This window comes from Deinococcus aquaedulcis, assembly GCF_019693445.1.
In the GTDB taxonomy this organism is placed as follows: domain Bacteria; phylum Deinococcota; class Deinococci; order Deinococcales; family Deinococcaceae; genus Deinococcus; species Deinococcus aquaedulcis.
In genome coordinates this window covers 128,773-154,795 of the sequence record NZ_JAHRBL010000002.1, presented here as the reverse complement: position 1 = coordinate 154,795, position 26,023 = coordinate 128,773, and the positions used below count along the sequence as shown (strand labels likewise).

Here is a 26,023-nt window from a genome sequence, read left to right as displayed (position 1 = left end):
CTGACCAATGAGAAGCGGGCGAGAGGCTTTCGCCCCCGCCCGCTCTCCATTGGCCCTGCGCTTACGCCTTGTTGCCCTTGATGTTCTCGATAATGCGGTCGGCGAACTCGCTGGTCTTCACTTCGGTGGCGCCGTCCATACCACGGGCGAAGTCGTAGGTCACGGTCTTCTGCTGAATGGTGGCGTCCAGGCCCTTCAGGATCAGGTCGGCGGCCTCGGTCCAGCCCATGTAGCGCAGCATCATCTCGCCGCTCAGGATCACGGAGGAGGGGTTGATGACGTCCTTGTTCGCGTACTTGGGCGCGGTGCCGTGGGTCGCCTCGAAGATGGCGTGGCCCGTCACGTAGTTGATGTTCGCGCCGGGCGCGATGCCAATGCCGCCCACCTGCGCCGCCAGCGCGTCGCTGATGTAGTCGCCGTTCAGGTTCAGGGTGGCGATCACGTCGTAGTCGGTGGGGCGCAGCAGGATCTGCTGCAGGAAGTTGTCGGCGATCACGTCCTTGATCACGATGCCGTTGGGCAGTTTGAGCCAGGGGCCGCCGTCCAGTTCCACCGCGCCGAATTCGCGCTTGGCGAGTTCATAGCCCCAGTCGCGGAAGCCGCCTTCCGTGAACTTCATGATGTTGCCCTTGTGCACCAGCGAGACGCTCCCCCGGCCATTGTCCACGGCGTACTGGATGGCGGCGCGCACGAGGCGCTCGGTGCCTTCCTTGGACACAGGCTTGATGCCAAACGAGCTGGTTTCGGGGAAGCGGATCTTCTTGACGCCCATTTCGCGGGTCAGGAAGCCGCGCACCTTGTCGGCCTCATCGGTGCCGGCCTTGTACTCAATGCCCGCGTAGATGTCTTCGGTGTTCTCGCGGAAGATCACCATGTTGACGTCCTGGGGGCGCTTGACGGGGCTGGGCACGCCCTCGAAGTACTGCACGGGGCGCACGCAGGCGTACAGGTCGAGTTCCTGGCGCAGCGCCACGTTGATGGAGCGGATGCCGGTGCCCACGGGGGTGGTCAGCGGGCCCTTGATGCCGAACAGGTACTCGTTGAAGGCATTGATGGTGCCCTGGGGCAGCCACTCGTTCTCGCCGTACACTTCCAGGCTCTTTTCGCCCGCGTAGACTTCCATCCACTCGATCTTGCGTTCGCCGCCGTAGGCCGCTTCCACCGCCGCGTCCAGCACGCGCACGCTGGCGCGCCAGATGTCGGGGCCGGTGCCGTCGCCTTCCACGAAGGGAATGATGGGGTGGTTGGGAACGGTCAGTTGGCCGTTCTGCATGGTGATCTTTTCGCCCTGCGCGGGCACCTTAATGTGCTTATCCATGTCGGCCCTACTGTACTCCACCCGGTGAAAAGCAGCCCCGCCACAGCTGTTACCCGAACGGTTTAGACACGGTTCAAGAAAGGACCAGCGGGCCGCTTAGGGAGCGGGCAGAACGGGGCAGCCGGAAGCCCTTGTCTGCCAGAAAGTGCCGCCACCTCTGGGCACCCATTCCCTTGACCCTGACGCTGGCTGCCATACCCCTCTCCTCTTTCACTGTACCCTGGCTTAAGGGACATGAAGGAAATCCTGCGGGAAGCCCACAGTTCACCTGAAGGGCTGCTCATCTGCTCTGCACCGGCGCGCGGCACTCTGGAAGGACCCAGACCGGGAATTCACCTCACAGGAGGACTTCATCCATGAGTGACGAGAGCACCGCTGGCAACATGCTGGACGCCGCCAAGGCCAAGGTGAACGAGGCCGCCGACCGCGCCCGCGAAGCCGGGCACAACGTGGCCCACGCCGTGACGGGTGACGCCCACCACAAGGCCGAGGCCCTGGAAGACCGCGCCAAGGCCGAAGTGCACAACGCGCAGGCCCACGCCGAGTACAGCGAGGGCAAGCGCGAAGCCACTGACGGCGACGGCCACTAACACCTGACGCTTCCCTAAGCCAGCGCCCCACACAGAGAGGCGCTGGTTTCTTCATGCCCGCGTGCGCCCTGGCCGGTACACTGCCGGGCATGACCACAATCAGGCGGCGCCCCTCGCGCCGGGAACAACACCGCCTTGGCGGCACGGGTGCGCGGGTCACGGCGCGCAACACGCTGGTCGCTTACGCGTTCATGCTGCCATTTCTGATCCTGCTGGTGCTGTACCACACCTGGCCGGTGCTGTTCGGCACCTATCTGGCGTTCACGAAATACAACATCATTCAGCCGCCGCAGTGGGTGGGCCTGGACAACTTCCGGGAGCTATTTGCCGACGAGCAGTTCTGGGCGGGGCTGCGCAACAGCCTCAAGTACATCCTGGTGGTGCCCGTCATTCAGGTGATCGCCATTCTGGTGGCGCTGCTGGTCAACCGGCCCCTGAAGGGCATCGGGTTTTTCCGCACGGCCTACTACGTGCCAGTGGTAACCAGTTTTGCCGTGGTGGGCCTGATCTGGAACTGGATGTACCAGCAGGGCGGCCCGGTGAACACGGTGCTGGGCGCGCTGGGCCTGCCGCGCGACGGCAGCCTGCTGAACAATCCCGCCACCGCCCTGTACGCGGTCATGTTCGTGACCCTGTGGAAGGGCATTGGCTACTACATGGTGCTGTATCTGGCAGGCTTGCAGAGCATCAGCCCCGAACTGGAAGAGGCCGCCACTATTGACGGCGCCAGCCGCGCGCAGGTGTTCTGGCACATCACCCTGCCGGGGCTGCGGCCCACCATTCTGGTGTGCAGCCTGCTGAGCACCATCAGCGCCATCAAGGTCTTTGAAGAGATTTACGTGATGACCCAGGGGGGCCCGGCGGGCAGCACCTATTCGGCGCTGTTTTACACCTACTCACGGGCGTTCTTGGATTACAAGTACGGGCTGGCCGCCGCCGGGGGGATCATCATCGCGGTGATCAGTGTGCTGTTCGGCCTGATCAATTTCCGCCTGACCCGGGGAGGGAGGGTGGATGCCTGAATCCGCCCTGCCCGCCAGCCTGCTGCAGGCCGACCCCCACGCCCGCCTCGCCGCGCAGCTGAAAGCCCAGCGGCGGCGGCGTGAGCGCTGGCGCAATGCCCTGGCCTACGCCGTGTTGGTCGTCATCGCGCTGATCATGCTGTACCCCTTCTACTGGACCTTCATCACGTCCTTTGAGCCCACCGGCAACATCTACGAGGCCAAGCTGTGGCCCGAAGGGTTCACGCTGCGCAACTACACCGAGATGTTCCAGGGCACCACGGTGCCGTTCTGGCGGCTGGTGCTGAATTCAGTGGTCATCTGCGTGCTGGGCGTCACCCTGAGCACCACACTGGCGACGCTGGCCGCCTACCCACTGGCCAAAATGCGCTTTCCGGGGCGCGACCTGGTCTTCTACGCCATTCTGGTGCTGATGGTCCTGCCCAACGAGGCCGGGCTGATCGTCAACTTCATCACGACCATCAAGCTGGGGCTGCTGCAACAGACCAACCCCGTGGCCGATACGGTGCGGCAGTACCTCGCGGTGGTGCTGCCCGGCGCCGCCAGCATCGTGGGGCTGTTTCTGCTGCGTCAGGCGTACCTGAACGTGCCGCTGGAACTGATTGAAGCCGCGCGGATTGACGGCGCGCGCGAACTGACCATCTGGCGCCGCGTCATGCTGCCGCTGGCGATGCCTACCATTGCCGCCTTTGCCATTCTGGAGTTCGTGGCGTACTGGAATTCGTTTCTGTGGGCGCGCATCATGCTGCCGGACAAGAACATGCTGCCCCTTTCGGCCGGCCTACTGGAGCTGTCGGGGACCTTCAGCACGAACAGCCGCGCGGTGATGGCGGGCGCGGTGATCACCGTGCTGCCCATTCTGGTCGTGTTTCTGCTGGGCCAGCGGTACTTTATGAAAGGGCTGGAAGGCGCGGTGAAGGGCTGATGTGGGGCCGCAAAACGCAGCGGTTTTACGTGAACGCACGGGCGATCATTGAACGTGAGCACGCCGGCGCGCGTGAGGTCCTGCTGCAACAGCGCGCCAAACCCGGCGAGCCGCGTACCCTGGAGCTGCCGGGCGGCCAGCTGGACCCCTTTGAAGGCATCACACAGGCCCTGGCCCGCGAGGTGCAAGAGGAAACCGGCCTGAGCGTCACCGCCTTTCTGGACGACCTGAACCGCACCCATACGGTCATGCCCGGCGCCGAGGTGGAATGCCTGACCCCGGCCTTTGTGTACCAGACCCTGCGCGGCCCAGTGGACAGCGTGGGCTTCTTTTTCCGCGTGCAGGCGGCGGGCGAGCTGACCCAGCAGGGCGACCACGCGCAGGGGCACGTCTGGGTGCCCCTTACAGAGGTGCGCCGCCAGCTGGACCACGACCCGGCGGGCTTCAACTGGCTGACCCAGGCGGCCCTGCGCCATCTGTTCGCCCACGCGTGGCGCGACGAGGCCGCTGCACCCGATCCTGTTTTGGCCCCATGAAGGGAGGAACGCCATGAAACCGCTGCTTCTGGCTGCAGGCCTGCTGCTCACCGCCTGCGCCCGCCCCGACCTGCCCACCACCCCCACCGTGCTGGGGGTTCAACTGCCCGCCCAGATTGGCGCAACCGAGCCCCTGCCGGTGACGATCACCGTGGACCTCGCCTGTGGCCGCTTTGAGGGCTTTGCCACCAGCCGCACGCCCTCGCAGCTCTCGGTGCAGGTGCAGGGCACCCGGCCAGAGGGCGCCGCCTGCGCCGCCGTGGTCCGGCCCTACACCTTCACCGTGACGGATTCGGGCGAGGCCCCCCGCACGGGTCCCTTCGCGGTGCTGGTTGGTGGCCGCGTCTGGGGCGCCGTCGAGGTGCGGTGAAACGCCTGGGCCTGCTGCTGGGGCTGGTGGCCTGCACGCCTCAGCCCCGGGACCCGGCCTTGCCGATCGAGCCTGACCCCCTGGTGGACCGGGCGGTGCAGCAGGTGAAGGTGGGGACGGCCCCGCCCGGACAGCCACTGCCGATTTCCTGGGAGGTGCGCGTCCATTCCTGCGAAGCGGTGACCCACCTGGGCGTCAGCCGCGTTGGCCACGAGGTGCAGGTGCGCGTTCAGGGCCCGCCCAGCCCGCAGACCTGCACCACGGAAGCCGCCCACTGGGAACGCATGGGCATGACCTTGCCCGCCGCCCTGTGGCGCGGGGACCGGGTGACCTGCGCGTGAATGACCAGACGTTCGGGGGGATTGGCCAATGACCCTCCCCTACCGCACGCTGGACCGCGACTGGGACGTGCTGGTGGCGGGCGGCGGCACGGCAGGCGCGGTGGCCGGCATCGCGGCGGCCCGCACCGGGGCCCGGGTGCTGGTCGTGGAAGCCCAGGGCAGCCTGGGGGGCAGCGGCACCAACGCCTGGGTGACGCCGCTGATGCGCAACGTTTCGGGCGGCCGGAATCTGAACCTGGGCCTGACCACCGAGATCAAGGCCCGCCTGCGCGCACGCGGCGACGGCGCCGCCGACGCCAGCGGCAATGACAACTGGTTTAACCCCGAGGGCCTGAAGTTCGTGCTGGAGGACCTGTTGCTGGAGGCCAGCGGCGAGGTGCTGTACCACACGGCGGTGGTGGCGCCGTTGGGGGGGGATGGTGGATGGGTGATGGGTGATGGCGGGGGGCGGGAGGAGCTTCATTCCGCGCCCCGCCCCCCGCTCCCCGCTTCCCCCCCACACCCCATCACCGCCCTCGTCGTGCACAACAAAGGCGGCCTGCAGGCGCTGCAGGCGCGCATCTTTATTGACGCCACCGGGGACGCGGACGTGGCGGCGGGGGCGGGGGTGCCCTTTCACGCCGGGGACGCGGACGGAGTGCATCAGGCCATGAGCCTGCGCTTTACGCTGGCCGGGGTGGACACGGCGCGGCTGCGCGCCTTCCTGAACGCCCAGGGGCAGTGGCAGGAGAGCGCGGCCTTTCTGCACTTCTGGATGGTCTGGGGGCGGGGCAGCACGCTGGAACCGCTGTTCCGGGCGGCGGTGGCGGCAGGGCAGTTGCTGGAGCGCGACGGCGATTATGTCCAGGCCTTTAGCGTGCCGGGGCGCCCGGGGGAACTCAGTTTCAACTGCCCGCGCATCCGCGCCGACCTGAACGACGGCACCGATCCCTGGCACCTCAGCGCGGCGCAGGTGGACGGGCGGCAGGCAATCACGCGCCTGTTGGCCTTTTGCCGGGCCTCGCTGCCCGGGTGCGAGGCGGCCTATCTGGGCGTGGTGGCGCCGATGGTGGGCGTGCGCGAAACGCGGCGCATCGTGGGCGACTACACCCTCACGCTGGCCGATATTCTGGATTGCGCCCGCTTTCCCGACAGTATCTGCCGCAACCACTATCCGGTGGACATTCACAGCCCACGCGGCGCCAAACTAATTCATGAGCGCGAGGGCCGCGCCCCCTACTTTGCCCCGGACGCCTACCACGAGATTCCGTACCGGGCGCTGCTGCCTGTGGGGGTGCCGAACCTGCTGGTGCCGGGGCGCGCGGCCAGCAGCACCTTTGAAGCGCAATCAGCCATACGGGTGCAGCAGAACTGCCACACCATGGGCGAGGCGGCGGGGATTGCGGCGGCCTGGGCAGCGTTGCGGCACGGCGGGAACGTGCGCGCGGTGGACGTGGACGCCCTACAAGCCGAGATGCGGGCGCGGGGGGGCAACGTGTGACCGCCCTGCCCCCGGGCACCCTCCTGCTGGTGCGCCACGCGAAGGCCGCTGGGCAAGCGCCCGATGCCCCCCTGACCCCCGAGGGCCGGGCGGGCGCACAGGCTCTGGCCGAGCACCTTGCCCCTCTGGGCGTCACGCGGATCGTGAGTAGTCCCTGGGGCCGCGCGGTGGGCACTGCGCAGCCGCTGGCCGGGACCCTGGGCCTGGACATCCACACCGACCCCCGCCTGACAGAACGGGTGCTGACCGCTCGTCCAGTGGGCTGGTGGAAAAGTGCCCTGCGCCTGAGCTTCCGGCTGCCTCTCCTGCGCTTTCCGGGCGGGGAATCCGGGCGCCGGGCCGGGGCCCGCGTACACGCCGCGCTGGCCGAAGCACGCGATCCAGAGGGCGTCTGCGTGGTCGTCACCCACGGCAACCTGCTGGCTCTGGCACTGGGCCTGGGTTTTGCCGAGTGGGCGACCCTCCGCAACCCGGACGTCTGGGTATGGTCGCCCGGCACCCCGCCCCGGCGGCTGAGCCCCTAACCGCTACCCTGGGGCATGACCGCCTTTGCCCATCTGGCCACCACCCTGAAAGATGACCGGGCGTTCCAGATTCGCACCGGTCCTCCGGCGCCCTTCACCCCCCAGATCGCCGCGCTGGTCGACATGCTCACGTATGCCCGCCTGACCACCCTGCAGGCGGTGGCCGACATGACCCCCGAAGAACTGGATACCGTGCCGCCGGGGCTGGGCAATTCCTGCGGCATGCTGCTGGCGCATCTGGCAGCGGTGCACCGCATTTACCACGCCCTGAGCTTTGAAGGTCATGACCCCTACGACACAGGGGCGTTTGCCCCCCACCGCGCCGCCCTGGACCTGGGCGAGGCGGCGCGGACCCAGTTTTGCGGCCACGATCTGGCGTGGTACGAGGCCGACCTGCGCGAGACGATGGCCCTGACGCTGGCTGGACTGGCCGGGCGCGACGATGAGTGGCTGACCCAGCCCGTCCCGGCCGATCCCAGCTTGAACCACCACTGGGCCTGGTTTCACGTGATGGAAGACGAGGTCAGCCACCGGGGCCAGATGCGCCTGATTCGCCGCCTGCTGCGGGGAGAGGCCCAGTGAGCCGCCCTGCCTTTGCCGGCGATCCCCACGCCACGCCCATGACCGGGGGCGTGCCTTACACCGTCGAGCGCCGCGTGCTGGCTGGGGTGCCCTGTCTGGTGGAGCGGCCCCCGGAAGGGCAGTCGGTGCGTGCCCTGTGCGTCGTGTACCACGGCGCCTGGGCCACCAAGGAGGGCAAACTGGGCGTGTACAGCGCCCTGACAGCGGCCGGAGCGGCCGTCGTTCTGCCTGATAGCGCCCTGCACGGCGAGCGGCAGGATGACACCCCGCCCGGCCTGAATGCCCGCGAATACGTGTGGGAGAGCGTGCGCCGCACCGTGGCCGAAGCCCCGGCCCTGCTGGACGCGGCCCAGGCCATCTACGGCGCCGTTCCCGTCTGGGTGGTGGGGTCCAGCATGGGGGGCTATGTGGCGCAGACGCTGGGCCGCACCGAACCCCGCGTCGCGCGCGTGGCCGCGCTGATTACGTCTGGCGTGTGGCACGAACCCGCAGTGCGGGCGCCCACACTGCGCGCCTTTCTGGACACCCACCGCCCCCTGACCCACGCGGGTGACCTGGCACCCACGCCCCTGCTCCTGGCCAGCGGCGAGGCCGATGACACCTTTGCGCTGGCCGCCCACCATGTCCCCACCGCCCAGGCGTACCGCGCCGCCTATGCCCAGGCCGGCTACCCAGAACACGTCCAGGCGCGCACCTACCCCGGTGTGGGCCACTACACCAGCCGCCGCATGCGCGACGACGCGGTGGCGTTCCTGCTGGGTTGAAGGCGCGCAGCATTCTCATAAGCGTTGCGGTTCATCAGTTCTTCCATCACGCATGAACCCGACCGGAGGGGCTCGCAGAGCTGCGCAGCAGAGAAGGAAAAACGGTGATGGAGAGGCGTGGACGCACCGAAGCGACGCGGAGGGGCTGTCACGCATGACCCGGAATCCGTATCAGACGGGACTCAATGGATGCCACACCCATCCGAGCCCACTGGTGGCCCCCTCACCCTTCCGTCGCTCCGCTCCTCCCTCCCTCTCCCACCAGGGGAGAGGGGTACACGGCAAGGGATCAGGCGAGAAGCCAGTCATTTTCAGGCCGTATCTCAGCGGAACCCAGGGGGATTCAAGGGCGTGACCAGACCCAGCCCAAAGCGGGCAGTGGCCCTCAACCACGCCGCGCGCTCGTCTGGGGCGCGCCGCTCATCCCACTTACCTCAAATGCCCAGAGGCCTTCCAGCATTGTGTCGACCAGCGGAAGAGGCCAGGGACATTCCAGAAATACGCTGCATCTGCCCTAAAACTTGAAGGTGCAACTGGCCTGCCAGGTCCCTGCACCGGGCTGTCTGCTGCGCTCCAGGCGGTAGGTGGAGGTGAAGTAACCCAGCCCCGAACTCTGTTGCCGCTCGAAACGGGCGGTCACAGGGCCAAAGCTGGCCTGCGCCGTGTCGCTTTTGCCGGCGTTGGTGCGCCCCACCCACGCCTGGACGGCGGCCTGCTGCGCGCTCGTCGCGCCAAAGCAGCGCCCCGCTGTGCGTCCGACCACCTGCTGAAGCGCACCGATCTGCGCCGGCTGCAGGGCGGCCACTTCCGGCTGGCCCCCGGTGGCGTCCAGGTCTACGGCCATCACACGGGCGGGGCTCTGGGCGGTCAGTGTCAGCAGGTAGCCCACGGTGAAGCGCCCACGGCCCGGCAGGGCGTAGGCGAAGGACCCCATGCCCTGCCGGGCGGCCCGGTCACCCGTGCGCGCCACCACCTGAGCACCTGGGAACAGCGCGTCGAACGGGGTCGTCTGGGCCCCGGCCCCGCCTACTGCCACCAGGGCCACTGTCCACAGCAACGCTTTGACCATGCCCGAGTGTGGCCCGCCCAGGCCGCCCCGATATGAGCCCTACATGGAGAGAGGCAGCGGAATCGGGGACGATCCAGCCGCCAAGCTTTCCGCCAGCTTGCCCACTCGCCCCTCTGCAGTTGACTGTCTGGCACGCCAACCTTCCGCGCCTGTTCCACCCCAAGACCAGGGAGCGGCGCCTCTCTTTCGTCGGCGCCGCTGTCTTCTCCTGGGGTTGTAGCTGCTGGCCGTGGGGCCACGGCACCCGGCTTACTCGCGCGGAATATTCACATCGAACAGGGCGCGCACGAATTCACGGCTGTCGAAGGGCTGGAGGTCGGCGGCGCCCTCCCCCACCCCAATGAACTTGATAGGCACGCCCAGTTCCCGCACGATGGGCACCAGAATGCCCCCCTTGGCGGTGCCGTCCAGCTTGGTTACGATCACGCCGGTCAGGGGGGTGGCCTCGTGGAACTTCTTGGCCTGCTGCAGCCCGTTTTGCCCGGTCACCGCGTCCAGCACCAGCCAGACCTCGGCAGGCTCACCGGGGTCGGCCTTGTCAATCACGCGGCGCACCTTTTTCAGCTCTTCCATGAGGTTGTGCTTATTGTGCAGGCGCCCAGCGGTGTCCACGAACAGCAGGTCGGTGCCCCGGGCCACGCGGGCACTCGCTCCGTCAAAGGCCACGGCAGCGGGGTCGCCGCCGTCCACGCCCTGCACCACCGGAATGCCCAACCTCTCGCCCCACACGCCCAGCTGCGCGCCCGCCGCCGCGCGGAAGGTGTCGCCCGCCGCAAACATCACGCTCTTGCCCCGGCCCCGGTAGTACTGGCCCAGCTTGGCAATGGTGGTGGTTTTGCCCACACCGTTCACACCGATCACCATGACCACGTGCCCTCTGGGGTCCACGGAGCTGCGCCGGGCATCCGGGGTAAAGCCCAGCTTGCGGAACTCGGCGCGGCGGCTGTCGGGTTCCAGTTGCAGGGTCAGGGCGTCCATCAGGGCCTGCTGCAGGTTCTTGCCCTCGCTGGCGCGGATGTCCTCCAGAATCTCTTCGGTGGCGGCGCGGCCCACGTCGGCGGCAATCAGGGCGTATTCCAGGTCCTCAATGGTTTCCAGGCGATTGGAAAACACGTCGCGCACATCAGTGCCCAGGAACCCGGCAGTGTCGTTGATCTGTTTGCGGGTCTTGCTCAGCCCGTCGCGCAGGCGCTCCAGCCAGCTCACGCGTGGACCCCGGGGAAAGAGGCGGTCTTGGTCATGGCCCCACCATAGCGCCCAGCCCGCGAGCAAAAGGCCCGGAAGCGGCGCAGAGAGACTCTCCACCGCGTGGCACCTGTTCGGGTCTGGCGAGCGAGACAGAAACAACGCCCCGCTGGACGTAGCGGGGCGTCATTCAGTTTCAGGGCGGCGGAGCTGATCCAGTCCCCTGTGCCTCTCTGAGCAGCAGCAGTTTGATGCCACCCAGCCGGGCGCGGCTGAAGGCCCCCTTGCCCAGCACGCGCTCACCGCAGGCCAGGACCGGCACATCGTCACCGTGGCGGGCGCGCAGAGCCGGGTCCCCGTCCACATCCACCGCGTCGTAGGCAAAGCCCAGGGCATCCAGGCCCTGCGCCGCCAGTTCGCACAGGTGGCAGCCGGGGCGGTGGTACAGGGTCAGGCGGGGCAGCGGCACAGGATCACCGGCTCAGGCAGGCTGCAGGGCGTGGGGGCGCGCCAGGATGGTCATGGCCTGCACCGGGGCGTACATGTCGCAGGAACTCAGCAGGTCGCCCGCGCCCGAGTAGGTGCGCAGCACCTGCCCGCCCTGGCGCACGGCGTACAGCTGCCCTTCGGGGCCAATCTGCAGCAGCCACGGCGCCTCAGTGGGTTCACCCACCAGGGTATCCAGCGGAAAGGTCAGGCCCGGGGTACCGTCGGCCTCGATCTTGCGTACTTTGCGCGCCACGGCGTCCACGATGTACACGGCGCCGAACTGGTCCACGCCCAGGCCCTCCAGGGGGCGCAGGTTGTCGGTGGTGCGGTCTAAGCGGAAGGCATAGCGGCTGAGATACTCGCCCTGCGGGGTAAAGCGCTGCACCTCGTTGGTGCCCACGTCCAGCACGTACACGTGGCCGTCCGGGGAGGCCACCACCGAACGCGGCTTTTCAAAGCGGCCCAGGCCCTGCCCCTTGCCCCCAAAGCGGCGCACGAAGCGGCCCTGGGTATCGAACACCACCACATGGTGGGCCTCGGCGTCCAGCACGAACACCTGCGATTCGGTGGCGGCAATCGCCACAGGCTGCAGCAGTTCGCCGTCGTTCAGGCCGTAGGGGCCAAAGCTCAGGAGTTCCTTGCCCTCGGGATTCAGCTTGCGCACCAGGGCGCCCGCCTTGCCCTGGCGGTAGTCCAGCAGGGTCACGTACAGGTGGCCCTGGGGGTCGCTGGCCATGGCGTTGGGCGCGCCGGGCATGCCTCCCGAGGCCGCCGACTGGTCACGCAGGCTGGCGCGCAGCTTGCACTTCAGGTCCAGCAGGCGCACGGTACCGCGCTTTTCCTGCACGCTCAGGGCCAGGGCCACCGGGTCGTTAAAAGCCTCGTCGCTCAGCACGCCCGCGTCAATGCGCGCAATCACCTCATCCAGGGTGGGGCGCTGGGCAGGGTCCTTTTCGATCATGTGCAGAATCAGGTCGTTGAGCTTGCCGGGCACTTCCAGGCGCACCTGCTTGGGCGGCTTGGGCGACTCGAACACCTGCTGGTGCACCACCGCCTCGTAGCTGCCCTTGAAGGCGGTCTGGCCGGTCACCATCTCGTAGGCCAGCAGGCCCAGCGAGTACACGTCGCTGCGGGCGTCCACGCGGTTGCCCTTGGCCTGTTCGGGGGCCATGTAGATGGGCGTGCCCACCCGCGCGCCGGTCATGGTGAGGCGGGTGAGCACCTTGCCCACCGCGATGCCAAAGTCCATCAGCTTGACCCCGCCGTCGCGCAGCACGTTGTCGGTAAAGGCGTTTTTCAGGATCATCACGTTGGCGGGCTTGATGTCGCGGTGCACCACGTTCTGCATGTGAATGTGGCGCAGGGCGTCGGCCAGCGCGCGGATAATCTGCGTGCCCTCGGTAAAGCTCAGGGTGCGGTTTTCCAGCAGGGACTCAAGGCTGTCGCCGTCCAGAAATTCCATGGCAATGTAGTGCTCGGGGTCCTGCATGCGGTAGTCGTACACCCGCACGATGTTGGGGTGGTTGAAGCGCTTGAGGACCTCGGCCTCGCGGTAAAAGCGCTTGACGAACTTGGCGTCGGCCAGATACTTATCCTGCGGCACCTTCAGGGCCACGATGCGGCCGTCCTGGCGGCGGCGGGCGCGGTACACGCTGCCCATGCCCCCAATCCCAATGCGGTCCAGCACCTCATAGTCCTGAAAGCGCAGGTCCGCCGAGGTCTGGGTCAGGGTGCTGCGCCGGGCAGCCAGCGTGGGGTTGGCGGTGCGCTGCACGCGCACGGGGCGGCCCCGGGCGTCGCGGGGGCCCCGGTGCAGGCTGGGGGTGAGCACCCGCCCCAGGCGGAAGGCGGCAGTGGCCAGCACAAAGGCGGCCACGCTCAGCACGCCCTGGGCGCGGCCCAGCCCCGCAAGGCTCAAGGGCGCCGACGCCGTGCCCGCGCCCATGGCCAGGGCGCCCAGCAGCAGCGCCAGCACCGCCACCACCCCCGCCGACACGAAACCCAGCACGCGTTCGGGCGCGCGCACCGAGAGCAGCAGCCCCACGATGAACAGAGCGCCCAGCAGCAGCCACGTCACGCCGCGCCGCCGGGCGGGGGAAGTTGAAGGGTCGGCTTCATCATCCTCAGTTATACAGGGCGGCCCTTGCGGAGAACTTACATGGGCGAACCTTGTCGGCCCCGGCCAAGGCGGCATACTGAAGGGGATGCCGCGCCCCCCCTGCCCTGATTCCTGCGCCCAGGCGCCGCGCCCCGGCAGCGGGACGTGGCCGCCCTGCCTCCTTTGTCCCCCCCGCCCGCTGCGAGGTGCGCTGTGAACCACTGGGCCGAACTGGTTGAACTGTTTGAATACAAGGTGACGGACCTGTTAGAAGGGCGCACGCCACGCGGGGGCCGCCGCTCGGTGGCCGAACTGCGCGAGGAACTGCTCTCGGCGCCGCTGGAACCGGCCCTGCTGCGGCGCCTGATGGAAACCGACCGCCTGTTCCGGGGCGGCACCAATGGCCGCGCGCCCAACCTGCACCGGGGCCGCCCGGCCCCGCAGGCCCACCCGGTCTGGGAAGCGCCCGTCACCGCCGCCTCTGAAGAGGCGCTGGCCTGGGACGAACTGCAGACCCTGCTGTGGCACCACCGCGCCACGCAGCGCCTGCAGGAGCTGGCCGCACACTGGCAGCGCGACGCCACGCTGCAGCGCCTGCGGGTGCTGTACGCGGTGGTGGAAAACGCCGAGCGCGCGGGCACCGCCCAGCCGGTGCCAGTCCCCGAAGCCAACGACCCCCTGATGGACCTGCACGACCCGGAGGTAAACCAGGCCATCGCCCGCGCCCTGGGCACCCTGCTGTACACCGAGGCCGGCCGGGTGCAGGTGCGCGCGGCGCTCTCGCAGGTGCAGGCCGAGCCCTTTCCGCGCCACCCCGACGAGGACGTGCTGGCCGCGCGCATTGCCGCCGCCGAGCGCGAGCCCCTTTCGGCTGAAGCCAAAGACGCCCTGATCCGGGCACTCAAGGCCGAGTACCCCATGCCGCGCGACCCCCGCGAGCGCTCGGTGATCCGGGTGGCGGCGCGCGAGGTGGCCGAGCAATTGGAACCGCTGCTGGACAGCGCCCCTCAGCGGGCCCTGGGCGCCGTGCCGCACGGCAGTGTGCTGTACGCCCAGCACCCCACCAACGCCATGCGCGTGCCCGACGACGGCGCCGACAAACTGATCATTCATCTGCGCGGAGCCCAGGCGGCCCACTGGCGCGGCCTGGACCTGCGCTGGCAGCCCATTGGGCCCAACTGGCAGCTGCAGGTGGGGGGCCAGGTGGCGCTGCTGCGCCCGGCACTGGGACCCCTGGACCGCACCCAGACGCTGAGTCTGCCCGGCACCCACCTGCGCCTCTTTCTGAGCGGCGCGTACCTGCTGCTGCATGTGGACAGCCACGCCGCCGCCGAACTGGGCCGCCGCGCCTCGCTGGCGCGCGCCGTGTCGCTGCTGCTGGACAGCCAGGAGGCCTTCGCCTATCTGCGGCTGGCCCGCGCCGCTGCCCAGTTGCTGCGCGGCGGGCCCCTGAACCTGGAGACCCTGGGGCCTGACAGCGCCCAGAAGTACCACGCCGCCACGCCCGATGTGCTGCTGGCCTTTGCGCGCAAGGGCGTAGAGACCCTGTCGGCGCGCCTGGAACGCAGCGACCCAGCCCAGGCGGCGGGGGCCTTTGCCGAGGCCGCCGCCCACCTGGGCCTGCACCCCCTGGCCGCCGAGCGCCTACACGGCGCCCTGCACGCTGCGCTACACCGCCCCGAACCCCTGCCCGATCCGCGCAGCGGCGAGCGCTTTGAACTGAGCCCCGGCACCTTCCTCAGCGTGCAGCTGGGCGACGACCCGCTGACCCTGGAAGCGGGCGGGCGCGCCGTGACCCTGCGCCAGGATTACAAGGGCGAACTGGTGGTGGTCCTGCCGGGCCTGGCCCCCATGATCCTGCACGACCTGCTGGTGGTGCGCGTTCCCGAACTGCACCTGCTGCTCGTGCGCCACGGCTCATGGCTGGCCGCCACCGCTGGCAACGACGAGGTGGTGCCCACCCTCCGTCTGGCGGCTAGCGCCGAACAGCCCCACTGAGACGACTTCCGAAACATTCCATAAGACGTTGTGGAATGTTTCCGCCCGGACTGACCCAGCTGCGCAGCAGAGGGAGAAAGAAAGAAAACGGATCTTCGGGAATTGAAGGAACATCCAGAAAAGAACTGAATGTTCCGGAGATGGACGGCAGTCCGTATGAAAGGGGCTACTGCACTTCAGGGCCGCCACTGAAGGATGGTGTCGGCCTTCAGCGTGCCGGACGGGCCCGTGGAGACCACTGTCAGGCGGTACAGGCCCGAAGGCAGGTGCGCCAGCGCGGGCAGCAGAAAGCCCTGCCCTACCGCCACGGGACGAAAGGGGATCAGCTCCAGCTCCGGGAGGCCCAGGGCGCAGGCCAAGGCCTCGGGGACATCGGCGGTCACGTCGCGCCCGGTAGCCAGGTCAGTCACCGTCAAGACCAGGGCGTCACAGCCGATCTCCACCCTATGGGCGGCGGGCCCCCAGTTGACCAGCCACAGCCGCACCCGGTCGCCCACATTGCCTGGGGTGACGGGCGAGAAGGCCAGCGCCACAAGCCGCAGATCAGGCGCCTCTGGGGCCGGGCCGGGGTTCGCCGCGCTCTGGAACGCCACAGGTGACGGCACCGCCAGCGCGCTTCCACCCAGCAGCAGCGCCAGTCCCCAGCACCGAGCCTGCGTGAACAGGAAGGGCGACATCCCGAGTGATGAAACCACAGCCGCACCCGGCAAGTACGCCCAACAGAGCTTCACCGCCTTAGGCTTAACGGCCCGCCATACGCCCAGCTGCGTCCGGTTCCCGTTCATCGCTTACCATGATCGGCATGCTGGCGTCCCCCCCACCCGCCTCTGCCCTGGCTGTGCTGATCCCCGCGTTCAACGAAGCCGACACGGTGGGCACGGTGGTGCGCGTGGCGCTGGAACTGACCCCGCAGGTGATCGTGGTCTCCGACGGCAGCACCGACGGCACCGCGCAGGCCGCCCGTGAGGCTGGGGCGCAGGTGGTGGACCTGCCCCAGAACGCGGGCAAGGGCGCGGCGCTGCTCGCGGCCGTGCAGGCCGCCACCGCCGACACCGTGGTGCTGCTGGACGCCGACCTGACCGGCCTGACCCTGGCCCACCTGCAGCGGCTGTGCGCCCCGGTGCTGAGCGGCGAACTGGACATGAGCATTGGCGTTTTTGAGGGCGGGGGCTTCGTGACCGACTGGGGCAACAAGCTCACCCCGCACCTGAGTGGCCAGCGCGCCTGCCGCCGCGCGTGGCTGCTGGGCGTGCCGGACCTGGGGGCCGAACGCTGGCCCGAACCCGCCATCACCCAGCACCTGAAGGCCACAGGCGCGCGCTGGGCCTATGTGGAACTGCCCCATGTGGCCCAGGTGGTCAAGGAAAAGAAGCGGGGCTTCTGGCGCGGGGCCCAGGCGCGCACCAAGATGTACGCCGCCCTGCTGACCTACCGCGCCCGCCGCCGAAAGTAGAGGCCCCAGCCGCATTCAGCCACTGCACACACCCCTCGGACTCTGCCTACAGCACTGGTGCGGGCAGGTCCAACAGTTCAATAGGCCCGCCTCAATAAACACAGCTTTTTAGCCTTAACCCCTTGCCTGAGCCTCGCAAAATTGCGCCATAGAGGTTGCAACAGGGAAGCAGCCAAAGCGTCCCAGCCGGTCTTTACATCACAGCCGTTTCCGCGAACTTGAACCGCTGGCAGTGTCAGTCCTATTTCACCAGATCAATCACGCTGCCGTCGGCAGTTTCATAGCGCACCACGCCCACGGTGGGCACGAAGTAGGTGGTCTGCACGCTGAGCTTGCCCGCCGCCACGGTTTCAATGCGGATCTTCAGGGTGTTATAGGCCCCCGCCGACGTACGCAGCGGCGCCACCCCCACCACGGTGGAGCGCTGGCGCAGCCCCGCCGTCACGCCCGTCCAGGTCTGCCCCGGACGCAGCGGCCCTGGGGGGTAAATGTTCAGGGGTGGGGTGTACCACGTGAGGCGGCCGCCGGTGTTCACGCCGCGCAGCCACACGCTGCCGTCGGCGCGGTGCTCCAGCAGGTCCTGGGTAAAGACCGTCTGCCCGAACTGGTGGCTGACCGGCGTGACCGACACGCCCCGGTGCACCACGGGCGCGCCCACCACCTGGGTTTCGCCGCTGCTGTAGGTCCAGCGCATGCCAGGGCGCTTGGGGTAGTAACTGGTGTCCACCGCCAGGGCGCCCGCCAGCGGCAGGGGCAGCAGCAACAGAAGAAGGTGGGCCGGGCGCAGGGCGATCATCGGGCTTCAGGGTAGCGGCTTTGGACGCAGCGGGGGGTGGGCGGGGTCGGGTCCCACCCGGCGGGTCGCCACGGACTCACGCAGCATCAGTTCCTGGCGCGGCGTAAAGGGCGGGATGGCCTCGCCGCGCAGCCGGGCCAGCACGGCGCGTGCCAGCCAGCGGCCCATCTCGGCCATGGGCTGGCGCACCGAAGACAGCGGCGGCGTGGTGTACGCCGAGCCTGGCAGGTCGTCAAAGCCGATCAGCGACAGGTCCTCGGGTACGCGCAGGCCCAGGCGGTGCAGCGCCAGCCGGGCGCCGTAGGCCATCTGGTCGTTGGCGCAGAACACGGCGGTCAGGCGGGGGCAACGCTGCCACAGGCGCTGCATCCCAATCAGCCCCGACAACTCCTGAAAGTCGCCCGCCACCACCAGTGAGGGCTGAAAGCGCAGGCCGCAGTCCTCCAGCGCCTCGCGGTAACCGGCCAGCCGCTCGCGGGCGTCGGCATGGTCGGGCGGCCCGCTGATGTGCCCGATTACCCGGTGCCCGCGCCCCACCAGATACGTCACGAGGTCCCGCGCCGACTGCCGCTGATCCAGCGCAATAGACACCCCGCCCCAGGCCTCCAGGTCCACCACGCGCCCCAGCACCCCCACGGGCACCTGCGCGGCCACCGCCCGAATCTCGGCGTCGGGCAGTTGGCCGCCCAGCAGAATCAGGCCCTCCACCCGGCGGCCCAGCAGCAGTTCCACGGCGTGCTCCTCCTCGCCCGTGCGCCAGTGCCCGCTGATCATCAGGGGCGAGTACCCGCTGCCCATCAGGCCGCGCTCGATACCGCTCAGGGCGTCGTTGTAAAAGGGGCTGGCAATGTCCGGCGTCAGCACCCCGATAATGCCGGAGCTGCCCGTGGCGAGGCTGCGCGCGAAGGCGTTGCGCGTATAGCCCAGTTTCTCAATGGCCCGGCGCACCTGCGTGGCCTTGTCATCGCCCACGCGGGCGGTGCCGTTCAGAATGCGCGACACCGTGCTGGGCGACACCCCAGCCTCGCGCGCCACTTCGGTGAGGGTAACGGCACGGGTCATGGACGCCGCCCCCAGGAGTGGGGCCGCACTGGCGCAGCTTGATCCATACGCCAGTGTAGATGAAAGCGCTTTCAGATGCTAGGGCTGAAGGACACGGCAAGGCGTGCCGAAGCAACGAGACAAGGTGTCCTACGCAAACGCCGGGCGGGGAGTTGATGGGGTGGGACGACGGCAGCCAAGGGAGCTTCATTTGCGAGGAGCCCCTCCCCCGTTTGATGCTCTGCCCGAACGATGGGGCTCAGCGGCGCTAACGCACTGGGTCACTGCCTGCGAAGCCGAGTTCAGGTTCCCTCACGCTCCGCGACGACTCGACAGCCTCTGCGCCCCACTGGCCGAACGTCCAGAGCTGCGACTCCCAAAGCGCCTGCTCAGGGCAGCGTCCTGTTTCCGGGAGAGCGTGTGAGCTCTCTCATCCCAAAGCCAACGCCGTGCAAGAGGCCGAGCCACACGCCTCCAGCCCCTCCTCCCCGGCCCTCAATCCTGATCGCGGCCCAGTTCGTTGCCGCGCCGGGTGGCCTGCACTACCGCTTCAATCAGGCCGCCGCGCACGCCCGCTGCTTCCAGGGCGGCCAGCCCGGCAATCGTGGTGCCGCCGGGGCTGGCCACCTCGTCTTTCAGCAGGCCCGGGTGGGCGCGGCGCTGCAGCAGTTCGCCGGTCGCCACCAGCAGCTTGGCGGCCAGTTCGTTGGCCAGCGGGCGGGGCAGGCCCATGCGCACGCCGCCGTCGGCCAGGGCCTCGGCCACCACGGCGGCGTAGGCGGGGCCAGAGGCACTCATGCCGGTAAAGGTGTTGAACAGGTGCTCGGGGAGGTCGTAGGTGTCGCCCACCGCGCCGAACAGGGTGCGGGCAAAGGCCAGATCGCCTGCGTCGGCGGCCTCGCGCGGGCCGGCAATGGCGGTCTGACTTAGGCCAATGGTGGCAGCGAGGTTGGGCATCACCCGCACCACGCGCTTGGTGCCCAGGCGCCGAGCCAGGGCAGCCACGTTTACCCCGGCCATCGTGGAAATGTACCCGGCGTTTTCCTGCGCCAGCCACTCGGCGGCTTCGGGAAATACGCGCGGCTGCAGGCTGATCAGAATGCGCTCAGCGCGGCCCAGTTCCGCCTGCGCGATCACGCGGGCGCCGGTGCGCGCGGCAATCTCCTGGGCACGCGGCACGTTGGCGTCCAGCAGGCCAATGTCGGCAGCCGGCAGCACGCCGCGCGCGGTGACCCCCTCCAGCAGGGCCAGACCCAGTTTTCCCACTCCAACAATGGCGAGCTTCATCCCGGTCAGTATAGGTGCGGCCCCTCCCCCGCCCGGGGCCCGGCGTGCAGACGTGCGGGGCGCAGGTACACTGCGGGGCGATGCTGGTGTACCACCTTCCCGGAACCTTCGACACGCGAGACGACCACCTGGACCTGCTGTGGCAGGCAGGCGCCACCGGCCTGGAGGAGCGCGCGGGCGTGATCCGTGCCTACTTTGACGAGGAAACCGAACTGCCCGGGGCCGTGCGCGACGGCGAGTGGCGCCAGGAAGCCGACCAGGACTGGCTGGCCGAGTTCAAGGCGGGGCTGCGTCCGGTGCAGGCGGGCCGCGTGACCATCGTGCCGCCGTGGCTGCGCGCCGAGGTGCCGGGCGCGCAGGTGCCGCTGATCATCGAGCCGGGGATGGCCTTTGGCACCGGCCACCACGCCACCACCCGGCTGGCCGTGGAGGCGCTGGGCGAACTGGACCTGAACGGCCGCACCGTGCTGGACGTGGGCACCGGCAGCGGCGTGCTGGCGATTGCAGCGGCGCTGCTGGGCGCGCGCTACGCCCTGGGGGTGGACATTGACCCCATCACCATTCCGATTGCCTTTGAAAATGCCGAACTGAACGGGGTGCCAGCGGGCCGCGCGGCCTTTATGGAAGGCACCCTGGGCGACGACCTGCCCGGCGACGTGGTGGAGGACGGCGTGTACGACGTGCTGGTGGCGAACCTGTACGCCGAACTGCACGACCTGCTGGCGGGGGCCTATGTCTCGCACCTGCGTCCGGGTGGCCCACTGATCCTGACCGGCATTCTGCTGAGCAAGCTGCCTTTGGTACGCGCGGCGCTGGACCGCGAAGGCTTTACAGAGGTCACCGTGCGCGAGGACGGCGAGTGGGCGCTGGTGACGGCCCGCGCGGGCGCGTGAGCGCCGGCCTGCCCCGCCACCGCCTGCGGGTGAACGCCCTGGTGCCCACGATGGTCCTGGGCCCCGGTGAGGCCCGGCACCTGCATGTGCTGCGCCTGCGCGCCGGCGACGAGGTGCGGGTGTTTGACGGCCAGGGCCACGAGGCGCGCGCCATCCTGGCCGAACTGGACGAGGCCCGCGCGGTACTGACCCTGGGCGAACCGGTCAGCGGCGCGGCCGAAACGCCCTTTCCCCTTACGCTGGGCGCCGCCTTGCTGAAGGGCGACAAACTGGCGGATGTGGTGCGCGCCGCCACCGAACTGGGCGTGGCACAGGTGCAGCTGCTGGTCACTGCCCGCGCCGATGTGCGCGACATTGGGCCGCAGAAGCTCAAGCGCCTGAACCGCGTGGCGCAGGAGGCCAGCAAGCAGTCGCGCCGCGCGGTGGTGCCCCCGGTGCTGGCCCCAGTGCCCCTGGCCGCTTTTCAGCCGGCCGGGCAGGTGCTGGTGGCGCAGCCGGGCGCCGCCGCGCGCGTGGCCGAGGTGGTGGCGTGGCACGCGCCTTTGACCGTCATCACCGGCCCCGAAGGCGGCCTGACTGACGCCGAGGTGGCCGCCCTGAGCGCACGCGGCGCCCACACCGTGACCCTGGGGCCCCGCATCCTGCGCGCCGAAACCGCCCCGGTGGCGCTGCTGGGTGCCATTGCGGCGCTGGGGCTATAAAGAAAACTCTGGGCCCTCCGCCCTGATATGAAACGGCCTAGAGGTGATCCGGAAATTCGCTGACAGTGTGGAGCCCGATTGGGCGGCACACTGCTGTAATGCGGCTGAACGACGACCACTGGGCCGTGCTGGCACCTTTGATCCCCCCACCCATCAAGCGCATCAAGCGTGGCCGGCCACGTCGGCCCGATCGTGACGTCCTAGAGGCATCCTCTGGGTGCTGCGTACCGGCGCGCAGTGGGACGCCCTTCCGAAGGGTGAATACCCACCCAAGACCACCTGTCATGACCGCTTTCAGGAATGGAACGACCGGCAGGTCTTCCCGGCCATCCTGGCCACGCTCTATGAACTGAGCGAGGAGCAACAGCGCCTCGACCTGCGCGAAGCGTTTATTGACGGCACCGTCAGTGCCGCCAAAAAGGGGGCGCTGACGTCGGCCACACCAAGAAGGGCAAAGGCACCAAAAATAAGATCATGGTCGATGCGAGCGGCGTGCCGCTCGCGGTGCACACCTGTAGCGCGAGTCCAGCCGAGGTGACACTCGTCCACGACACTTTGGATGCCTCCTTCGGCATGGATTTCCCCAAACGCCTGATTGGGGACAAGGCCTATGACAGCGACGGTCTGGATGCGGAGCTCGCGGTGCTCGGGATCGAAATGATCGCGCCCAATCGCAAGAATCGAAAGCAAACCCAGGATGGACGACCTTTGCGCCGGTACAAGCGGCGCTGGAAGGTGGAGCGGACCATTGCGTGGCTGCTGAGCTTCCGGCGGTCCGCACACGGGACGAGGTCAAAGCCCAGAATTTTCTGGGGATGGTTCAGCTCGCCTGCATTGTCATCTTGCTCCGCGTGATTTCCGGATGACCTGTACCCATATGAGACGTTCTGTCTGGCCGGTCCACATGGGGATGATGCCCGCCGCCTGCTGTCACCCCAAGCTAAACTGATCTGGACGATGAAGGTTGACAGTCACCTTGAGGAAATTTGGTCGGATGGCAACCAGGACAAATGAGATTACATGGTAATTAAAGCTTCTGGCGTGTTTACAGGTTCTTGTAAACAATTACGCGGTTTATCGTCAACTTGAGGATTTTTACTCCATTTTCATAATTGTAGCGGCGTTTTTGTATCCAATTTCCCGTCGAATCCAACAGGTATTCGTACGATTGAGTGTCTTGGCTATGTATTTTCATGTTTTGGCCATACTCGGTTACCACAACTTTTATCGCCAATCCTATGTCGTTATAATCGGTCACGGTCACTTGCAGTGGATCGGAAGAATCTTTTCTACGATCTTCTCTACGAATGGGCTTTCCATTGCGGTAGGTGATGATCGTATTTTCCTCTACATCAGACCCCTGAACAATCATCGAGTAGTTGATAACTTTGCCGTCGCTCCCCAACGTGTATTCATAAGACCTTGGATATGAAACGCCGCCTTCTTTCTCGAATATCTTCGACGGGCCATACGTACAAGTTGCCTGGATCACAGATGGAGTTCCTGGGCCCTGGTTCCTACTGACGCGAATGAGCCGACCTTGGCTGTCATAATCGTAGGTACGCCTCCAAGTGCGCACCCCACGCAGTGTGTGTTCCACATAATCTACGTTGGCCAGCGTCCCATCCTTCGTGTAGCTATAGGTGCCTTGACTGCTCGAGTTGCCAAACAGATCAGAAACAGTTTCTTCTGACACCGTGCGTAACAGCCCTGAAACGTATGTCTCCATCTCCTTTTCAACTTCTTTCGGGTCGCCGCCAACCTCATAGGCTTGGCTGATATTGGCAACCTTATCCAGGTGAAATGTCTCAGGAAAAAGGCCAGACACGCACCACGATGCACCGGCTTGGCCTGCGCTCAGCAGGACCAACCAAGCAAGATTACACAGAGCTTTCACTTCCTCATTGTAGTAGATGAGGTCGTCTCCCACAGTCCTACTTATGAACCCAGCACATGGGAGGACGCACTGCTGGCCCGGCGGAATGGCTTGAACCGCGCTCCGAACCTTTTAGAGTATTGCTCCTGGTCTACTTGGCCTTTACCCCGGAGAGCAGGGGTAGTTTTGGACACCGCCCCGGTCTGCGTATATACCAGAGGCCGCTCTCTTTTCACCGCCAAAAAATCCCGTGTAGGGCGACCCGGGAAACGAAGAAGGCGACCCAAAGGCCGCCTTGATGTTGAGCAATATAAGGCCGCCCGACCGGGCTCCACACTGTCACCGAATTTCCGGATCACCTCTACCCTACGCGCTCAGGGTGGTGGGGACCAGCTGGCGCCAGGAGTGCACGCTGCCCACCTGGGCGGTCACAAAGCGTTCCAGCGCACGCCAGAGGGCCGGGCGCTGCTCGGCGCTCAGGGGGTGGGCCATGTTCTCGCGTACGGTGCGCCGGACCACGCCCTGCAGAAAATCTAGGGCTTCGGGGGGGTAGGCGGGCAGGGCGGCGCAGCGCGCACACAGCAGCTGCCCGCCCAGGGGGTCGGGGTGGGCCGGTTCGGGGGCGCCGCAGCGGGCGCAGCGGGCGGTCTGCGGCACAAAACCTGCCAGGGCCAGCAGCTTGTAGCTCATGACCAGCGCCACCCACTCGGGGTCGGGCTGGTGGGCCACGCCGCGCAGGGCGCCGGCAAACAGCTCAAAGGCCTGCTCGCTGAATTCGCCTTCCTGAAACAGGGCGTCGGCAAATTCGGCCATCAGGTGGGCAAAGGCGTAGCGCCCCGGCTGGGCCAGGCTGGGCAGCGCCCCTTCCAGCACCGCCTGCTGCACCGTGGCCAGATCATTGCCGGGCGTCTGGTACAACTGCACGCCCACATGGTGAAAAAGGTTCAGGCGGCTGGACAGCGGACCGCGCACGCCGCCGCGCGCAATGGCCTTCAGTTTGCCCTGCGGGGTTAGCAGAGTCACGATGATGTCGCCCGCCGGGGTCACCCGGCGCCGAATCACGATGCCACTGCGGTTGGCGCTGCGCGACCTCACGCCGGGCAGTCTAGCGCTGGGCCGCACAGCTGGGCTGTGCCTCTGTCCACCTTCGGCCCGGGAGGCGGCCCCTACACTGCGGGGCAATGAGCGACTCCCCACGCCGGAAACCCGAAGACCACAGCGTGCAGGACTTGCTGCGCGAACTGTTTCCAGACACCCACCGCGAACTGTTTGGCGCGGCCCCGGGCCAGCACCAGCCCCCCACCCTGGGCCTGTACGAGGTGGCCGACGGCCGCCTGGCCCTGGTGCACGGCGACCAGCTGGCAGAATTCACGCCGCTGGACCCCAAGGGCGCCCGGGCCCTGCACTGCGACCTGTGCCACTACACCCGCAGCCGCAGCGAGGCCGCCCTGTACCGCGTGCATGTGGCGGCGCGGCGCACGCGCTACGTCACGCTGTGCCTGGGCTCGGCCGCCTGCGTGACGCGGGCCGGCGAGCGCGGCCTGCTGAAACTGGCCGAGCGGATTTTCCCCATTGAGCCTATCGGCCCAGACGAGCGGTGAAGCTCCTGGGGGCGCATTCCCACCCAAAGTCAGAGGCACCCCCACGCGGGAGGTGCCTCTGCAGAAGCCTGGGGCTTACCAGCGGTCGTTGCGACGGTTGCCGCCGCCGGCGCCACCGTACTCGCTCACGGGGGCAGCCTTGGTCACGACAATGTTCTTGGCCTGGGGGCCCTTGCCGCGCTGACCTTCTTCGATTTCAAACTCGACTTCGTCGCCTTCGTTCAGCTTCTTGAAGCCGCTGGCCTGGATGGCGCTGAAGTGCGCGAAGACGTCGGGGCTGCCTTCAGTCTGAATGAAGCCGTAACCCTTTTCCGCGTTGAACCACTTTACTTTGCCTACTGCCATAATGCACTCCTTAGCTTTCAAGGGCGATCCGGGACGCTCAGAATCTGCCTGCGCGCCCCTTCTCTATGTGCGTACCCAGGAAAACTATGAGAGCAGTTTAGGGGGGGACCGCCCAGACCAAACGTGCCCTGGATCACTTTTGACCGCCTGTGGAGAAACGTTAAGGCCATTCATCTTGTCCCAGAAGGCGCCGGCCCCTAGGGTCAGAACATGGATGCCCTCTGGCGCGACAGTCTGGCCCAGGTGGGGCTCCTTACGGGGCTCTTGGTGGCAGCGGTGCTCAGCGGCCTGATCGGCTGGGAGCGGGAAGCCCACCGCGCGGGCGCGGGGCTGCGCACCCACATGCTGGTGGGCGTCAGCGCGGCGCTGTTTGTGGTGCTCGCCGAGGCCCTGATCCGGCAATTCGGCAACGACAACACGGCGGTGCGCTTCGACATGGTGGGCGTGCTGGCCGCCGTGGTCAGCGGCGTGAGCTTTCTGGGCGCAGGCACCATTTTTTCGTCGGGTAAGGGCGAGCGCACCCGGGGCTTGACCACCGCCGCCAGCCTGCTGGCGACCGCCGGGGTGGGTGTGGCCTGCGGCCTGCACCTGTACGTGTTCGCACTGGGCGCCACGTTGCTCTTTCTGTTCATCCTGCGCCCGCTCCACCGCCTGGCCGAGGGGGGCAACGAGCACCGCTGAGGAAGAACTACGTTTCGTTCCGGTGGTTTAAAGGCAGTGCTTCTACCCATGCTCCTGC

28 protein-coding genes and 1 pseudogene are annotated in these 26,023 nt (G+C 67.6%); 17 read left to right on the top strand and 12 right to left on the bottom strand.

The annotated features are described in order from the left end of the window. Window positions 1–61: 61 nt before the first annotated feature. Window positions 62–1,318, bottom strand: a complete 1,257-nt coding sequence (icd, locus tag KMW22_RS03690) for an NADP-dependent isocitrate dehydrogenase (RefSeq protein WP_221088681.1) — start codon at window positions 1,316–1,318, stop codon at window positions 62–64. Between the two features lie 356 nt (window positions 1,319–1,674). On the opposite strand from icd, the gene KMW22_RS03685 reads away from it, so the two are divergent. From KMW22_RS03685 to KMW22_RS03640, 10 genes are all read left to right on the top strand, one after another. Continuing rightward, window positions 1,675–1,908 (top strand): hypothetical protein, encoded by a 234-nt coding sequence (locus KMW22_RS03685; protein ID WP_221088680.1) that lies wholly within the window; start codon window positions 1,675–1,677, stop codon window positions 1,906–1,908. 89 nt (window positions 1,909–1,997) lie between these two features. After that, a complete protein-coding gene (locus KMW22_RS03680; protein ID WP_221088679.1) occupies window positions 1,998–2,930 on the top strand; it encodes a carbohydrate ABC transporter permease in 933 nt (310 codons plus the stop codon). Next, window positions 2,923–3,855: a carbohydrate ABC transporter permease gene (locus KMW22_RS03675; protein WP_221088678.1), complete on the top strand. Its 933-nt coding sequence runs from the start codon at window positions 2,923–2,925 to the stop codon at window positions 3,853–3,855. Before KMW22_RS03680 ends, KMW22_RS03675 begins: the two co-directional genes overlap by 8 nt. Further along, window positions 3,855–4,391: an NUDIX domain-containing protein gene (locus KMW22_RS03670; RefSeq protein WP_221088677.1), complete on the top strand. Its 537-nt coding sequence runs from the start codon at window positions 3,855–3,857 to the stop codon at window positions 4,389–4,391. The genes KMW22_RS03675 and KMW22_RS03670 overlap by 1 nt, the downstream gene beginning before the upstream one ends. Window positions 4,392–4,404: 13 nt before the next feature. Continuing rightward, entirely contained in the window at window positions 4,405–4,761 is a 357-nt protein-coding gene (locus tag KMW22_RS03665) for a hypothetical protein (RefSeq protein WP_221088676.1), read from the top strand. Further along, on the top strand, window positions 4,758–5,102 hold the full coding sequence (locus KMW22_RS03660) for a hypothetical protein (protein ID WP_221088675.1): 345 nt from the start codon (window positions 4,758–4,760) through the stop codon (window positions 5,100–5,102). The genes KMW22_RS03665 and KMW22_RS03660 overlap by 4 nt, the downstream gene beginning before the upstream one ends. 28 nt (window positions 5,103–5,130) lie before the next feature. Then, the gene (locus tag KMW22_RS03655; protein WP_221088674.1) at window positions 5,131–6,582 is read left to right on the top strand and encodes an FAD-dependent oxidoreductase; all 1,452 of its coding nucleotides are present in this window, start codon (window positions 5,131–5,133) and stop codon (window positions 6,580–6,582) included. Continuing rightward, complete coding sequence (locus KMW22_RS03650; protein ID WP_328774584.1) at window positions 6,579–7,106, top strand: histidine phosphatase family protein; 528 nt, start codon at window positions 6,579–6,581, stop codon at window positions 7,104–7,106. Before KMW22_RS03655 ends, KMW22_RS03650 begins: the two co-directional genes overlap by 4 nt. A gap of 15 nt (window positions 7,107–7,121) precedes the next feature. Beyond that, a complete protein-coding gene (locus KMW22_RS03645; RefSeq protein WP_221088673.1) occupies window positions 7,122–7,688 on the top strand; it encodes a DinB family protein in 567 nt (188 codons plus the stop codon). Then, window positions 7,685–8,452, top strand: a complete 768-nt coding sequence (locus tag KMW22_RS03640) for a serine aminopeptidase domain-containing protein (RefSeq protein WP_328774583.1) — start codon at window positions 7,685–7,687, stop codon at window positions 8,450–8,452. Before KMW22_RS03645 ends, KMW22_RS03640 begins: the two co-directional genes overlap by 4 nt. A 514-nt stretch (window positions 8,453–8,966) precedes the next feature. On the opposite strand, the gene KMW22_RS03635 is transcribed toward KMW22_RS03640, so the two are convergent. From KMW22_RS03635 to KMW22_RS03620, 4 genes are all read right to left on the bottom strand, one after another. Next, window positions 8,967–9,521: a hypothetical protein gene (locus tag KMW22_RS03635; RefSeq protein ID WP_221088672.1), complete on the bottom strand. Its 555-nt coding sequence runs from the start codon at window positions 9,519–9,521 to the stop codon at window positions 8,967–8,969. Between the two features lie 249 nt (window positions 9,522–9,770). Then, window positions 9,771–10,727, bottom strand: a complete 957-nt coding sequence (ftsY, locus tag KMW22_RS03630; protein ID WP_221088671.1) for a signal recognition particle-docking protein FtsY — start codon at window positions 10,725–10,727, stop codon at window positions 9,771–9,773. Between the two features lie 175 nt (window positions 10,728–10,902). Then, on the bottom strand, window positions 10,903–11,175 hold the full coding sequence (locus KMW22_RS03625; protein WP_221088670.1) for a glutaredoxin family protein: 273 nt from the start codon (window positions 11,173–11,175) through the stop codon (window positions 10,903–10,905). Between the two features lie 12 nt (window positions 11,176–11,187). Next, entirely contained in the window at window positions 11,188–13,272 is a 2,085-nt protein-coding gene (locus tag KMW22_RS03620; RefSeq protein WP_328774582.1) for a protein kinase domain-containing protein, read from the bottom strand. A gap of 234 nt (window positions 13,273–13,506) precedes the next feature. Here KMW22_RS03620 and KMW22_RS03615 point away from each other — a divergent pair, with 234 nt between their 5' ends. Next, a complete protein-coding gene (locus KMW22_RS03615; protein ID WP_221088668.1) occupies window positions 13,507–15,291 on the top strand; it encodes a hypothetical protein in 1,785 nt (594 codons plus the stop codon). A 176-nt stretch (window positions 15,292–15,467) separates the two neighbouring features. Here the strand turns inward: KMW22_RS03615 and KMW22_RS03610 are convergent, their stop codons facing one another. Further along, window positions 15,468–15,968: a hypothetical protein gene (locus tag KMW22_RS03610; protein ID WP_221088667.1), complete on the bottom strand. Its 501-nt coding sequence runs from the start codon at window positions 15,966–15,968 to the stop codon at window positions 15,468–15,470. A gap of 125 nt (window positions 15,969–16,093) precedes the next feature. Here KMW22_RS03610 and KMW22_RS03605 point away from each other — a divergent pair, with 125 nt between their 5' ends. Beyond that, window positions 16,094–16,744, top strand: coding sequence for a glycosyltransferase family 2 protein (locus KMW22_RS03605; RefSeq protein ID WP_221088666.1), 651 nt, complete (start codon window positions 16,094–16,096; stop codon window positions 16,742–16,744). Between the two features lie 241 nt (window positions 16,745–16,985). Here the strand turns inward: KMW22_RS03605 and KMW22_RS03600 are convergent, their stop codons facing one another. The 3 genes from KMW22_RS03600 to proC all read right to left on the bottom strand — a co-directional run bounded on the left by KMW22_RS03600 (window position 16,986) and on the right by proC (window position 19,868). Continuing rightward, window positions 16,986–17,540 carry a hypothetical protein gene (locus KMW22_RS03600; RefSeq protein WP_221088665.1) on the bottom strand — a complete coding sequence of 185 codons (555 nt, stop codon included), beginning with the start codon at window positions 17,538–17,540 and terminating at the stop codon, window positions 16,986–16,988. Window positions 17,541–17,546: 6 nt separating this feature from the next. Beyond that, window positions 17,547–18,602 (bottom strand): LacI family DNA-binding transcriptional regulator, encoded by a 1,056-nt coding sequence (locus tag KMW22_RS03595; RefSeq protein WP_221088664.1) that lies wholly within the window; start codon window positions 18,600–18,602, stop codon window positions 17,547–17,549. A gap of 474 nt (window positions 18,603–19,076) precedes the next feature. After that, window positions 19,077–19,868, bottom strand: coding sequence for a pyrroline-5-carboxylate reductase (proC, locus tag KMW22_RS03590; protein ID WP_221088663.1), 792 nt, complete (start codon window positions 19,866–19,868; stop codon window positions 19,077–19,079). Between the two features lie 80 nt (window positions 19,869–19,948). Here proC and KMW22_RS03585 point away from each other — a divergent pair, with 80 nt between their 5' ends. From KMW22_RS03585 to KMW22_RS03575, 3 genes and pseudogenes are all read left to right on the top strand, one after another. Next, window positions 19,949–20,761 (top strand): 50S ribosomal protein L11 methyltransferase, encoded by an 813-nt coding sequence (locus tag KMW22_RS03585; protein ID WP_221088662.1) that lies wholly within the window; start codon window positions 19,949–19,951, stop codon window positions 20,759–20,761. Window positions 20,762–20,811: 50 nt separating this feature from the next. Further along, window positions 20,812–21,462 carry a 16S rRNA (uracil(1498)-N(3))-methyltransferase gene (locus KMW22_RS03580; protein ID WP_235692589.1) on the top strand — a complete coding sequence of 217 codons (651 nt, stop codon included), beginning with the start codon at window positions 20,812–20,814 and terminating at the stop codon, window positions 21,460–21,462. Between the two features lie 98 nt (window positions 21,463–21,560). Next, window positions 21,561–22,328 (top strand): annotated as a pseudogene (locus KMW22_RS03575) (IS5 family transposase). A gap of 179 nt (window positions 22,329–22,507) precedes the next feature. On the opposite strand, the gene KMW22_RS03570 reads toward KMW22_RS03575, so the two are convergent. Both KMW22_RS03570 and recO read right to left on the bottom strand, forming a co-directional pair. After that, window positions 22,508–23,359, bottom strand: coding sequence for a hypothetical protein (locus KMW22_RS03570; RefSeq protein WP_221088661.1), 852 nt, complete (start codon window positions 23,357–23,359; stop codon window positions 22,508–22,510). 345 nt (window positions 23,360–23,704) lie between these two features. Further along, window positions 23,705–24,433 carry a DNA repair protein RecO gene (recO, locus tag KMW22_RS03565; RefSeq protein ID WP_221088660.1) on the bottom strand — a complete coding sequence of 243 codons (729 nt, stop codon included), beginning with the start codon at window positions 24,431–24,433 and terminating at the stop codon, window positions 23,705–23,707. Between the two features lie 86 nt (window positions 24,434–24,519). On the opposite strand from recO, the gene KMW22_RS03560 reads away from it, so the two are divergent. Then, window positions 24,520–24,939 (top strand): hypothetical protein, encoded by a 420-nt coding sequence (locus KMW22_RS03560; RefSeq protein WP_221088659.1) that lies wholly within the window; start codon window positions 24,520–24,522, stop codon window positions 24,937–24,939. 75 nt (window positions 24,940–25,014) lie between these two features. On the opposite strand, the gene KMW22_RS03555 is transcribed toward KMW22_RS03560, so the two are convergent. Continuing rightward, entirely contained in the window at window positions 25,015–25,284 is a 270-nt protein-coding gene (locus KMW22_RS03555) for a cold-shock protein (protein WP_221088658.1), read from the bottom strand. A 210-nt stretch (window positions 25,285–25,494) separates the two neighbouring features. On the opposite strand from KMW22_RS03555, the gene KMW22_RS03550 reads away from it, so the two are divergent. Then, window positions 25,495–25,965 carry an MgtC/SapB family protein gene (locus KMW22_RS03550; RefSeq protein ID WP_221088657.1) on the top strand — a complete coding sequence of 157 codons (471 nt, stop codon included), beginning with the start codon at window positions 25,495–25,497 and terminating at the stop codon, window positions 25,963–25,965. Window positions 25,966–26,023 lie beyond the last annotated feature (58 nt).